Below are 14,634 nucleotides of genomic sequence, written 5' to 3' on the forward strand. Positions count from 1 at the left end.
GTCCGCTGTCGCGGCCTGCCCAAAGACCAGTACATCGCCCTCGGTCGCATCATAGTCCTGCACCCAGTCCGAGCCATGATCGGCGATGCCGAGATGGAAGAACCGGTCCGTACCATCCCCGCCGTTTACCCGGTCATAACCGAAACCGCCGTTGACGAAATCGTTGCCACCGTTACCGAAAAGCAAATCCGACCAAGCCTCGCCTGTAAGCACGTCGTCTCCGCTGCCGCCGATCACCGTATCCGTGCCGAAACCGCCTGAAATGGTGTCATTCCCGTCGTCGCCGCGAAGCTCATCGTTCCCATAGCCGCCATCGATCCAATCGTTGCCAGCCCCTCCGTAAACCTCGTCGCGAAGGTCACTTTCGCTGTTACCCCCCCGCAGGGTATCGTTCCCATCGTTCGCGATCAGGGTGTCAGGCCCATCACCTCCAAAGATCAGGTCATCACCTGCAAGCCCAGTCAGGCGGTCTGCTTCGTTACCACCGATCAGCACATCAGACTCTGCGGATCCACTCCGATCAAAAGGGATGCCGTCCGGTGCACCAAGTGCGCCGCTTTCCATACTGGCAGTCACGGACAGGGACACAGTCTGGTCAGAGAAGACCACGTTTTCGATGCTGCGTAGTATTGTCGCGTTACGCGGATCCGCGATGGCAGTGCCGCTGTCATCATCAAGCCGCGGCGTCAACGAGTAGTATGTACCGTGGTTGGTGAGTTGGAAATCGGCAGCATTGTTAACAAAACCAGCGTGATCAAGATTCAATACGTCTGTCCCGTCGCCGCCGTCGATCACATAGCTATGCTGTTCGACGCCTACAAGGAAGTTTGTCGAAGGAGGATAAAAGTCGATAGTATCGTTTCCAGTCTCAGCATGCAGCGATAGGTCCGCTTCATCGGATTGTGGCCCGAACTGAAACGTAAGCCGATCATCGAAATAGGTGCCTATCACGTTCTCAATATCACGCGGCGTCGAGGCCCCCGGAACCACCAGGTTCTGTGCAAAGCCGATGCCTGCTGAAAGCCCGCTGTAATCAAGTGTATCGCTGCCTCCGCCCGGCAAAACATCCGTCGTCACCTCGTTGCTGCCTCCAAGGAGCGAGATCACGAAACGATCATCGCCGTCGTTTCCATTCCATTCATCGTTGCGCAGCGGATCAGCTACTGTCGTACCGTCGTTGAGAGTGAAGGTATCACCGTCCTGAAGGAACACGTCGTTGCCCGCGCCCCCAAAGATTGTGTCCTTGCCACCAGATCCCTCGAAAAGGTCGTTTCCGGAGGATCCCACGATGTAGTCGTCTCCCGATGTGGCTACTGCCATATCGGGCAACGTGATCTGGTAGACATCACCCATCAGGTCGAAACTGCCCGCACCAGTACGACCACTTTCGGTGGTCCAACCGATAAATGCCTGACCATCTGTACCGACCGTGACGAAAGGTGGAGTAAGGCGGGTGCCAGCCGCACTGTCTTCGGCCACCTGCATCACCTCTGTGAGTGCTGCACCAAAATTGGTGAACAACTGCGCATAGAGGCTGAACAGCGGATCTGTGGAGGTTCCTCCAGTTAGTTGGCTCCAAACGACCAGAAGATTGCCGTCGGGTGTCGCGGCCAGCGCGGCCGCCGGTAATTGGTCCTCGGGTGGCCGAAACGGGACGGCTGGCAGGTTGATTTGAACACTCTTCGTCTCTTGCAGTTCGGTCACAGATTCCGTGCGTGGTGTCCGGTCATCATCGGGAAAATCACCGGTTGCCGGGCTGTCCACACTGTTCCAAAACCTAATGGTGAGACGTACGGGCGAAATCAGATTCCCGGTCCCGGTTACTTCGGCAGTGGCGACAAGGCCGTCATCAAGCGCAACCATGTCATGCTCACGCTTTCCCAGTGGATTGGCACCGCTTCCTTCGGCAGTAGGCAGTGTACGGCTGACACCAACGCTGGTGAAAGTGAAACCGTCAGTATTGAAAGTGAAACTTTCGTCCATCATCGAAAGGGCAAATCGATCATCTCCAAGTGGCACGAGAAAGGCATCTTCTGATGCTGCCGGTTCGTCTGCCCAAAGAGAAATGAACTGCATTTGGTTCCCGACTGCGGCGCCAGTCGCGTCGTAAACCTGCGCCAACCAAGCATTTTCACGAAAGCCTGAGTCGTCTTCCCACACGGCGATGAAACCACCTGACTCCATCGGCGCAACCAACGGCAATCGCTGATCACCGGCCTGATCATTGGCAAGCAGGATTTCCGGACTGATCGCAGCGCCTGTGGGACTCAGAATGATAGCCCGCGCGTCGACCGCAGCGTCTGTGTCCGGCCCGTCCGTCCAGGCCACCGCCACATTACCATTCGTGAGGAGCGCAACGTCCGGATCCGTCTGGAAACCATCGACGGTTCGGTTGATTTCAAATTCAGTCCCGACAGGAGTGCCGTCGGCCGAGAACAATCGCCCCAAGATGGCCGTGGCATCATTGTCTGAAATTCCGGCTATCGGGAAAAGCGGGCTCACAAGTTGCGTCCAAACCACCATGTAGCCGCCGTTCTGAAGTGCAACTGCCTCACCAAAGTTGCCTCCGGTGCCGACGGGTGCGAGGATTTCGGCGGTTCCAATCGATATCGACATTCAGTGATCTCCTCAAAAAATGATATTCGGCAAACAGAATGTTGAGTGAAATTTCGACAAAAGCTGCAAGTGTGTAAAGCTTCGAAGTGCGCTTATGGGTCGCGTCCGAAACCATTTTATGTCGAACGATGATTTTGGCGTCAGCTACGCATGGATGGCCCGCGCCCCGTATCGGCCGCTGCACGACGAGCTTCTAAGCGAGCAGGTCGAACACCTCGCCACCGATCTGGAGATTGATGCTGGACTGACCCTCGCCATCCACCAAGGCCCACATGATCTGTCCCGTCGGGCGGTAGATCACGAAGGCTTCCTGCACCGTGTCATCGCCTGACCTCTCGCTATCAGGTGTCGCCGTATGCGCGAGGTTGATCTGGAACTCGTCCACCGTCGCGGCTTGGCCGAAGACCAACACATCGCCTTCAGCGGCATCATAGTCCTGCACCCAGTCCGAGCCGTGATCGGCGATGCCGAGATGGTAGAACCGGTCCGCCCCCTCGCCGCCGTTTACCCGATCATACCCGAACCCGCCATTGACGAAATCGTCTCCCGCTCCGCCAAAGACGAGGTCCGACAACGCGCCGCCAGTGATCACGTCATTTCCGCCCTGGCCTTGAAGCTCGTCAGCCCCGAACCCGCCGGCGAGTGTGTCGTTGCCCTCTTGGCCAAAGATCTGGTCGTTGCCATGACCACCATCAACACTGTCGTTACCCGCACCTGCGAACACAACATCTCTGAGATCGGCCTCACTCGTTCCGCCGTTGATGACATCGTCGCCGTCACCGCCATTCAGGCGATCCGAGCCGTCACCGCCTTGTAGAGTGTCATTCCCCGCCGCGCCCTGAAGGGTGTCGTTGCCACCGAAGCCTTCAAAGTAGTTGTTCAGTTCGTCGCCCATGAGGAGATCGGCCTCGCTTCGGCTGCCCCGCACCCATTCGACATTCTCCAGATCGTATGAAAAGGCCTCACCCTCCCATGTCCCTTCAGCCGTTCCAGCGGCGAAATTGACCCTGACGTCTGAACTTCCGGATTGGTCGAACCGCAACAGGTCCCAGCCGTCAGCGCCATCCAGCGTGTCATTGCCCGCCAGAAGGATGAACCTGTCGTCGCCGTCGCTTCCCACGACGCTGTCGTCGAAACGGGTTGCACGCAGATCGCCGCGCCAGGGACCTGAGACCTCGTCGCGATCTCCGTGTCCATCTTCGCTCACTATCCCTGACCGCAGATCGGCGACGATTCCGCGGGAGAGATCGTCGGCATCATAATTGACACGTTGGTACACAGAGCTTGCGGCAAGATCGAACCTGTCATTACCCGCATTCCCATCAAATACGATGAAATTCGAAGGACCCAATGAGGCCGGGCGCATCGTGAAGAGGTCGTCCCCATCCGAGCCGCGAACCAGAAACCGTCCAAGCCCTGTCGCGTTCGCGATCACACCATCGGCCGCAAGCACTTGGGTCGATCCCTCGCCACCCTTGTCGATGATCGCTTCTCCGTGGGTCGCATCGTAAGTGAAGCTAATGGAGCCGGATAAGTCATCGTGCAACAGGTGGACGATCCCACCCGCGGCATCTGCCAGATCGATCGTGTCGTTCCCGGTTCCAGCAAGAATTTCCTCGATTCCGTCCGTCGCGCCACCGGGATTGATGCTGTCGTCTCCGTCCCCGCCTTCGAGACGATCTGCTCCTTCGCCGCCGTTGACCGTGTCATTGCCCGCCTGTCCTCGCACCAGGTCGTTTCCGGCAAGCGCGAGGATCAGGTCATCACCATTGGTACCGTCAAGAATGTCATCCTCGGGTGTACCCCGGATTGCGCCGTCGGTCGGGAACAAGTCCGACACAAGAAGCGTGGTATCGTAGAATTCCAATTCTTCGACGTTGCGCAGCAGATCAGTACCATCTGAGCTGACCACCTGGATTTCGCCAGAGGCGGTTTCGGTGATGGTTGCATCGCCTGAACTGGCCTCGAAAATCACAGTGTCCGTACCGGCGCCGCCGTCGACAGTATCGTCGCCACCCTTCGCCCAGAGGCGGTCGTCTCTTTCGGTCAGGACAATGTCATCATCCAGTCGCGACCCGCGGTACTCCCATATCGTTCCGCCGGTGACAGTGTCGGAGCCGCCGAAGCCATCGACGCTGACTGTGCCGGCGCCAAAATTTGCGACGATACCGGTCATCACGCTGCTGGAATCATAGTCGAGCCGGATGCGACCGGTACTGTTGCCAACATGTATCGTGTCGTTGCCACCGTATCCGCGGATTCGGAGATCGCCGTCGGCCGAAGCTGTGGCTGTTATGGTGTCATCCTGATAGGAGCCGAACAGCCATAGGTGATCGATTTCCATCGCGTTTCGAGCGCCGACCACCGTCGTGGTGCCGCCGGTACCCTTATGTACGCTGGCCGTGTCGCTAGTCCCGTCGACCATGATCGAGACACCGGTATCGAGCGAAAAATGAGCCAGTGCGAAGCTGCCCGATCCGGAGCCGGAGAAATCGATCAGGTCGTTGCCGGTACCCCCGTCGAACTCCGAATATCCCTCTCCGTCCCCGGCGATCAGCGTGTCGTTACCGGCACCGCCACGCAGCGTATCGTCGCCACCACCGGCAATCAGTCGGTCGTCGCCGTCCTCGCCTTCCAGCCTGTCATTGCCACCGCGCCCGCTTATCGTGTCATTGCCACCTGCTCCTTCCAACCAATCGTCGCCGGAACTACCATCAATGCTGTCTCCGAGGTCGGTGCCACGGAAGGCGTCCAGCGGCGTACCGGTAATCGTGTCGGTCCCGCCGAATCCGTCTTCGCTGACGATGCCGGAGCCGAGGTCTGCAGTTACGCCGGTTTCCACGGAACTCGAACCGTAGTCGAGCCTCAACCAGCCTGGATCTTCGCTGATGTTGAAGGTGTCATTGCCACCATAACCACGAATATAGGCTTGCCCGCCATCTACCACGGTCACGTTGAAGGTGTCGTCCTGGTGGCTGCCCGCGATGCCGGCGCCACCGCCCAACATCGGTGTCTGGATATCGACAAGCGTTGTGGTTCCTTCACTGCCTTTCTCGACACGAGCTATGTTTCCGGTACCGTCGACAGTTACGGTTACTCCCGACGCGATGTCGAAATTTCCCAGAAATACATGGCCGTGCATCAAGTCTGACAGGACAATGGTATCGTTGCCTGCGCCGGGGTCGACTTCGTCGAAATCATCGTTGTCACCAGGATTGAGCACGTCGTCTCCAGCGCCGCCGCGTAGCGTGTCGGCTCCCGCGCCGCCAGTCAGACTGTCGTTGCCCGCATCACCGCGGATATCATCGTTGTCATTCGATCCCAGGATCGTGTCGTCCAACTGAGTGCCTCGGATCTGATCAAGCGGGTCTCCAGTGATGGTGTCGTTCCCGCCGAACCCATCTTCGCTGACGATACCGGTGCCGAGATCGGCAACGATACCAGAAGTTGCCCCAGGAGCGCGGTAATCGAGCCGCACGGTCCCCGGTCCGGCAACGATGTTGTAAGTGTCATCGCCGCCCATTCCACGCATCGCGGAAAAACCGCCGGCAATCGAAGTCAACGAGAAGATGTCACCATAATTCGAACCGATGACCAGAAAGCCCTCTGCCAACATCGCGACTTGTACGTCTGTAATGGTCGTGGTGCCGTTGATCCCTTTGTTGATGATGCCTGTATTGGAAGCACCGTCGATGTTGACCCTTAAACCCGTGAAGAGCGGTCCTGTCGGGATCGCGCTGGGAAGAGCACCGCCGCCCGGCGACGACGGTGCGGTGTGAGACTCGAAGCCGATAGCTTGGAATCCCGAGCCGGTATCAGTCAGTATAACGACATCATCGCCCGCACCGGTATCGGTGAAATCGAAACTAGTATTGTCACCCGGATTTACGGTATCGTTGCCTGCCCCGGAGTTGATGATATCTTGGCCGCCCAAGCCGTTGATGATGTCGTCATCGGCACCAGTTGTTATGGTGTCATTCCCCGACGTCCCGTTAGTGAGAACAGGCATAACGTCCCCCAGAATGTGCTGAAATCCAGCGATAAATTCCACGAGCATTACAAAGTGACAGAAACCTGTCAATTTTTTAGGGGCGTATGGGGCCCGACGAAGTGAGCTGACGACCGGACTGAAAACCTGTGTGTTGAGCTGGGTTTTAGGCGAAGATTTGGTCAGCGTCGCACAGTGCGGCTGCAAGGACGCCTATGGCAAAAGGCAACACGACCCTGTTCTCACCATGCTGTTGCCGATCATGGTTACGTTGTTCAAGGCAGTACGATCTTCTCCCACGCCCCCCACTCCGGCCGTTCAACTGGAAAGGGGTGGGGCAAATCTCTGAGGTTACCCATCGGGACCGCCGGTGGTCGCCAGTTTCTAACGTGGCCACAAGTCGGACCGGGGGGCGAGCCGGCGGTCGACAGGATCAGGAGTGAGAGGGGGCGTTGAGGACGACTTGGGGATTTCAGTAGGGGCGGCGGTCGGACTTACCGCACATACAGGCCGGACACATGAACACACCCCAATATGATCATTCTCAGATCAAATAAACCCTTGCGCACACGGAGCCGTCCACACATGGCAGCACCAAGGGGATTCGTCGTTCCGAAACGGAAACAGGCCGTTCTGAGCATCGGACTGGAGCGCCGAGCCGGATTCTGCTCAATAATTTGGCGGGGATGGATAGCATCTCTGCCAAGTGGCCTACAAACGAGCGATTCCATTGGCTTGCCCGGCGCTTTTAATGCTGGACCCGAAGGAAAAGTGTGAACGCGATCACAGTTCTCCAGAGGTTAACGTTTGGTTGGCCTCTTCTTTTCTGCAAGGCTTCCAGCTGAAGTTTTCAAGCTTTCTGTTCTTGTTTCGGAGTTCTCGGGGCTTCGGCTAGCGTTTTGGAGGACGTGTCATGAGTTTCTTGCTGGACCAACGCAAATTTGAAACCGGTGCCGATGGGATCACGCAGGGAACCGAAACAAGGCATGAAGTTTCTACATCGGCTCTTGGGGCAGCCCTTGTCGGTTCCGTGAAGAGCGGCTTCATTTTCCCGAGACCCGTGATCCAGACTCTGGAAGGCGGGTTCCCTGAGGCGGACGAACTGCGTCCGAAGCAAGAAATGAGCGTGCCCTCGCAAGATATTACGACCTGGGTGCTGCCGGGTAGCTCGAGTCATGAAACCGCGCCGGAGATGACCACGCAAACGGACACCTATCAGGTCGAGGCGAGTGGAGAAGCCGACCAGACGCAGGTCCCGGGGTCGGATCCGGGCGATGTTGGCGCAGGCCAGAATGATGGGGGTCGGCAACAGCGCATCCAGCCGCAGCCGACCGAAACCGGCGTTGTGGCCGGGGCGGTGGAAGTTGGGCTGCCCGATCGGCTGCCAGAATGGGCACGTGACGACGCCGTCGAGCGGGCACAGCCTGCGACCGTGTCTTGGAACGAACCAGGCGTGTCGCCCTCCAAACCTGACAACGCGCAATCGATGATGGCGCTCATGGCTACAAGCGCATCGACGACCGATCTTCCGACCCTACCGGGGTGCGGCTGTCCTTGTTGCAATTGGACCGGCGACGGAAATGGAGACATCTACAGCGATCCGGCGACGCAGACGAACCCAAGCCCCGGAAACACCTTGATCGCGGGACTCGTAGGGCCGAACAAGTGGACGGAAACGCCTGTGCCCATTCTGACCTGGGCGATGTCGGATGGCAGTACGAGCGATTGGGACCACTGGGTCGACAACGGTGCCTCATTCACGAGCGAAGGATCCTCCGCAACGAGTGCGAACCTTGAAAGCGGCACCGGAGACGGCAACAACCTCGTCGAACTGAGAGACGACATCCGGTACTCGTTCGATCTCTTCGAAACCTGGTTCGAGCTATCCTTCCTGGAATCCACTTCCTTCGATGGAAATGAGACCGATCTGAAGCTGATGGCGTTTACCGATTACAGTGCGTTCGGTCGCGCCGAGTTTCCCGGCAACAACACGAAATCGACGACAAGCACCACCGAAGTTTACGAGACTTTCATCCACTTGGGAACATTGGAAGACTCCAACGGCACCTCGGGCAACGAAAGGGCGATGTCCACTGACCCCGAGCTTGGTGGCGGATCGAACCGACTGCATACCACGATGCATGAGATCATGCACGCGCTGGGCTTCGGGCATCCGCATGATGGCGGCAACGGAACCGGTTCATGGACGACCTCCGACAGCGTTAACGCAAGCGACAACGTTCTGGACAACGACCGGTACACGATCATGTCCTACGAACGTGCCGGGCTGGACGTGAACAACAATTCCAGCAGCTTTGGGCTGGCGGTCACGCCGATGGTCCTGGATCTTGCGGGATTTTTCTACCTCTACGGCTCCCGGGCGTACAACACCACGGACACGGAATACGCGCTGACCGACCCGGCCACGACCGCGCTCGATCGGGACGGCAGCGATGGAGACGTGTCCATCGGCCGCGCGTTCTATGCCATCCACGACACGGGCGGCACGGACGAGATCAGCTATTCCGGCAGCAAGCACGCCCTGATCAACCTGAACAACGCGACACTCGATCAGTCCACCGACCCGGCGCATATAACCGATATCATCACGCAACTGAACGCCTCCTCCCTTTTCAACACGCTCCTGCCGGCAGCGACCGCAAGCGAATTGCGCAACGACCTGCTTCTGTCCGCGTGGCACGCGGGCGGTTTCGGCAGCCGCGTATTCAACAATATTGGCGTAGCCGACTTGGGCGGCTATTACATCGCCGCCGACCTCTACGCGGACGCCGCCCATCAGACCAATATCGAAGTCGCGACGGGCAGTGATCTCGGCGATATCCTGATCGGCAACGAGAACAACAACACGCTGAACGGCGGAGCAGGCGACGACCTACTCATCGGTTCAGAGGGCAGCGACCGCCTGAACGCCAGTTCCGGCAATGACGAGCTTTTTGGCGGTGATAACGGCGACGTGCTGGAGGGCGATGCAGGCCGCGACACGATGTATGGCGGAGACGGAGGTGACTTCTTTCAAGTCCAGAACCCGGGCGGCATCAGCGACGTCGAAAGCGGAGAGGTCTATGACGGCGAAGACGGGTTCGACTGGTTGCAGATCTTTGCAAGGGCTTCTGGAATTTTCGATTTCCGATCGACGACCTTTGCGAATATCGAAAGGCTCTCCTTCGACAACCAATTCATCAGTACCGCGGACGTGACCGCCCGCTTCGGTCTCGACGAGTGGTCCATCACCAGCCTGCTGGCCGAAAGCCATACGGGTACGCTGATCACGGAACTCTACCTGAACTCTGACGACTCGATCGACCTGTCGTCTCTGTCCATCTCGGGGATGACCGCGACCGACGGGATGCGGGTTTTCGGCACCAGCGGTTACGAAGAGATCACCGGGTCCTCGATCAGTGACACCATAGAGGGCGGTCTGTACACCGACACGATCGACGGCGGGAACGGCAATGACCGGATATGGGGAAACACCGAATCCTCGCCCGACGCATCTGGCTACAAGGACGTCATCAGGGGTGGTCTGGGCGACGATACCATCGTGGCGTCGGGCGGCTCCGGCGATAGTGTCGAGGGCGGGTCGGGCGCGGATTCGATGGATGGCGGCAGCGGGTCGGACGACCTGCTGAGCTACAAGGGCTCGAACGCGGGGGTGGTGGTGGCCCTTGGCGCCGGGACAGGATCCGGCGGGCACGCGCAGGGTGACGCGAACACCGGGTTCGAGCAGTTGCTCGGCTCGGCCCATGACGACGTGATCGGCGGCTCGGGAAGCGCCGACACCCTGATCGGCGCGGGCGGGGGCGACACGATCAACGCCGGGGACGGAAACGACCGGATCCATGGCGACGCCATCCCCTTCGGCCTGCTGATGCTGAACCAGGGCGGCGTGACGGATCAATATGCCGAGGCGACCGCCTTCGCCGACATGCCGACCGATGCCTTCACCGCCGAGTGGCTGTTCCGCGGAACCGGGATCGGGGCGGGCGGTGTCTCGTTCCTGTCCTACGCCGTTTCGGGCAGCAGCAACGAATTCCTGGTCTTCGGCAATCCGAGCGGCAACGTGACCGTCTGGGTCAACGGGGCGTCCACCGATACCGGTTACGCGGTCAGCAACCTGCTCGACGGAGAGGTTCACCGGATGTCGGTCAGCGTCGACACCACGGCCGGTGCGAACGGGCAGATCTCCCTCTACGTGGATGGGGTCGAGGAATTCAGCGGGTCCGGTGCCTCTGCAAGCGTCGGGAATCCTATCGCCTCGGGCGGAACACTGGTCATCGGCCAGGACCAGGACTCACTGGGCGGCGGCTTCGATGGCACGCAGGCCTTGCGCGGCGGGATGGGTGACATCCGCATCTGGTCCTCCGCGCGCACGCAGGGCCAGGTCGACGCCACGAAGTTCACGCGGTTCGACGGGTTCGACGAGGCGGACAATCCCGACCTTGTCGCGAACTGGCAGCTCGACCCCGATGCACTCACCTTCGCCAACATCGCGGGGGACGAGACGCTGACTCCGGAACCGGGCACGACCACCCTCGGCGCCGAGACCTTCGCGCCCGAAGGAGGCAATGACAGCATCGGGGGCGGGGGTGGCCTCGATACCATAGAAGGCGGCCAGGGCAACGACACGCTCGACGGCGGCACCGGCAGCGACGACGTGTTCGGCGAGGCCGGCGACGACCGTATCCTGCTGGTCAGCGGCGGGATCTGGGTCGACGAGCTGACCGATGGCGGCGCAGGCAACGACACACTGGTGGTGCAGAACCTGACCTTCGGCCACAGTTTCGACCTCGACACCGGGGGCTCCAACGGTCTCGGCACCCATACCGGTTTCGAGAATTTCGAGGGGATCACCAATACCGGAAACGCGGTGATCGGGGGCACGGACGAGGCCAACCTGATCGAGACCGGCAGCGGCAACGACTCGATCGACGGGTTGGCCGGGAACGACACGCTCCGCGGCGGCGGCGGGACCGACACGATCGACGGCGGCGCCGATGACGACCTTGTCGAAGGCGGCGCGGGTGGCGACAGCCTCGATGGCGGCGGCGAAACCGACACGCTGAGCTACGAGAGCTCCCCGGGCGGGGTCTTGGTGAACATGGATCTCGGAACGGCCGCCGCCTATAACAGCCCGTCCAGCGATGCCGACGGCGACAGCTTCTTCAATTTCGAAAACCTCGTCGGATCGGGGTTCGGCGACCGTCTGAAAGGCGATGCCGGGAACAACCGGATCGAGGGGCTTGGCGGCGACGACATCATCGAAGACAGCGCCGGCGTGGATACCATTCTCGGCGGGGCCGACGACGACACCGTCCAGATCACGAATGGCAGCAATGTGGCCGGCGAGACCTATGATGGCGGGGCCGGGTACAATCGGCTTTACCTGTTCGGCACCGGCCTGACCTCGATCTTCGATTTCACCGACGACATCGTCACCAATTTCGACAAGCTCGATTTCCTGGCCACGGTCTCTCCCTTCACCGGCGGCGGGATCGCGCAATTCACGGCAGCCCAGTTCGGCCAGTTCAGCGAGGTCGAGAAGACGAACGGAACGGCGCCGGCGGTGGTCCAGATCGGGATGGACGGCGCCTCCAGCCTCGATCTTTCGGGGCTGAGCGTGACGGACTTCACCTCGGCCGAACAGGACCGGTTCGAGATCACCGGCACCGGCCTCGACGAGACGATCACCGGCTCCGCGGCGGATGACATCATCGCGGGCCGGGCCGGCAGCGACGCCATGGACGGTGGAGGCGGGGTCAACACGCTCAGCTACGCCGATGCCGCGTCGGGTGTCAGGATCAATCTCGCCTTCGGCTTCGTGGAAGCGGGCGGCGATCCCGGCGACGCGGGGTTCTTCGCGCCAAGAGATACCTTCCAGAACTTCCAGAACCTGATCGGCACCGAGTTCGACGACGACCTGCGGGATTCGTCCTCTTCTCCTGTCAACAACACCATGCAGGGGTTGGGCGGCGACGATTACCTCAATGGCTTCGAAGGTGACGACCGGCTGGAAGGCGGGGCCGACAACGACACGCTCGAGGGTGACGAAGGCGAGGACACGCTGGAGGGCGGCGCCGGAAACGACGAGCTGCGCGTCGACGACCTCACCGACCCGGCCAGCACGGATCACTTCGATGGCGGCGCCGACACCGACCGGCTGACCTTTTTCTCCAACGGCGCGGGCCTCATCGATCTGCGCGGCGCGACGATCACCAGCATCGAGGAACTCGACGGCGGCTTCAGTGCGAATGCCTCGACGCTGCAGCTTGCCGGCTCGCAGTTCGGCGCAGGCATTGCAAACGACGCGCTCGTCACCGGCAACACCAATGCAGGCGCCGACCAGACCATCGAGATCTTCCTCGACGGGCAGAGCTTCTTCAGCCTGTTCGACACCACCCTCACCGATTGGGACATGGACGACCTGTTCATCCTCCACGGCACCGGCGGGGACGAGAACATCGTCGGCTCGTCCGGAAACGACAGTATCGAGGCCGGCGCGGGCAACGACATCCTTCACAACACCGCCGGCATCGACACTCTGCGCGGCGGCGACAACAGCGACAACTTCCAGGTCGGCGAAGGCACGGACGGGGTCGGGGAGGTCTATGACGGTGGCACTGGCACCGACCGTATCAATGTCTTCGGCAATGGCGGCACGCTCTTCGATTTCAGGGATGACACGCTGACCAGCATCGAGCAGCTGCGCTTCCAGTCGACCGTTGCGCCCTTCGAGGGCGGCGGCACGGTCTTCCTGACCTCGAGCCAGGCCGCGGGTTTCGATCTGTTCGAGAGAAACGGCGGCACGGCTGAAGCACGGGTCGAGATCACGATGGACGGCACGTCGCTCGACCTCGGTTCGGCCTCCGTGATCGGGTTCGCCCCGGGAGACCGGTTCGAGATTACCGGGACCGGCCTCGGGAACACGATCATCGGTTCCGAATTGAGTGACATCGTTGACGGCGAAGGCGGCGACGACACGGTCGAGGGTGGCGCGGGGGCGGATTCGCTGGATGGCGGTGCGGGCACGCGGGACATGGTCAGCTATGAAGGTTCGGCCTCGGGCGTGCGGGTCAGCTTCTCCTCGAACTATGCGCTCGATGGGGATGCGGCGGGGGATATCCTGTCGGGGTTCGAGGACCTGCGCGGCTCCGAATTCGGCGACCAGCTGTTCGGCGATGGCAACGACAACCTGATCGAGGGTCTGGACGGCGTCGATGACATGAACGGACGGGGCGGCCAGGACACGCTGCGCGGCGGGGCTGGCAACGACCTGCTGAGCGTCGGCGGGCCGGGCGATCTGGTCGCGGGCGAGGTGTTCGACGGCGGGGCGGATGACGACACGCTTGTCGTGTTCTCCTTCACGCCCGCCATCTTCGACTTCCGCGACACCACGCTGACCTCGCTCGAGACGCTGTCGATGATCAATCCCGGCTCCTCGCCCTCGGGCGAGTTGCGCGCGCAATTCGGCGCCAGTCAGTTCGTCGATGCCGGCTTCGAGGAGATATTGGGCGGTCTCAACCCGGGCAGTGCCATGACCTACGTGGCGGAGCTGTTCATGGGCGCGCGGAGCGCACTGGACCTGTCCTTCCTCTCCGTGACCGGCTTCGTTCAGTCGCAGGACCGTCTCGAGATTACCGGCGCGGCCGATGCCGAGACCATCTCGGGCTCGCAAGCCAATGACAGGATCTCGGGCGGCGGCGGCGACGACACGATGTCGGGCGGTTCCGGGAACGACACGATTGCGGGCGGTTCCGGAGCGGGCGACCGGGCGGTCTTCGCCGGCGAACTCGACCGCTACGAGGTGGAGGTTCTGCGCGAGGCGGGCGCGACGCCGCGGATGCTGCTGGTGCATGACACCCAGAGCGGCGACGTGGACATGATCCACGAGGATGTCGAGCTGCTGGTCTTCGACGATGTTACGTTGGGCTTCGGCATCCTGGCCGCCGACGCCATGCTGGTCCGGGGGGAGGTGCTGGAGCGCGGCTTCGGCAGCCGGTTCGGCACCAACC

Annotated in this window: 3 protein-coding genes; 1 reads left to right on the forward strand and 2 read right to left on the reverse strand. The window is 60.8% G+C overall.

Annotation, left to right across the window (positions count from 1 at the left end):
- Window positions 1-2,523 (reverse strand): calcium-binding protein (locus ACFORG_RS20740; RefSeq protein WP_449284313.1); only part of this gene is annotated, 2,523 nt, incomplete at its 3' end.
- A gap of 286 nt (window positions 2,524-2,809) precedes the next feature.
- Window positions 2,810-6,625: a hypothetical protein gene (locus ACFORG_RS20745; RefSeq protein WP_386737483.1), complete on the reverse strand. Its 3,816-nt coding sequence runs from the start codon at window positions 6,623-6,625 to the stop codon at window positions 2,810-2,812.
- Between the two features lie 1,171 nt (window positions 6,626-7,796).
- Between ACFORG_RS20745 and ACFORG_RS20750 the strand changes: the two genes are divergently transcribed.
- Window positions 7,797-14,634: hypothetical protein (locus ACFORG_RS20750; RefSeq protein WP_386737484.1), on the forward strand; the 6,838-nt coding region annotated here is incomplete at its 3' end.

The sequence above is a fragment of the Lutimaribacter marinistellae genome (assembly GCF_042648365.1).
GTDB classification, from domain to species: domain Bacteria; phylum Pseudomonadota; class Alphaproteobacteria; order Rhodobacterales; family Rhodobacteraceae; genus Lutimaribacter_A; species Lutimaribacter_A marinistellae.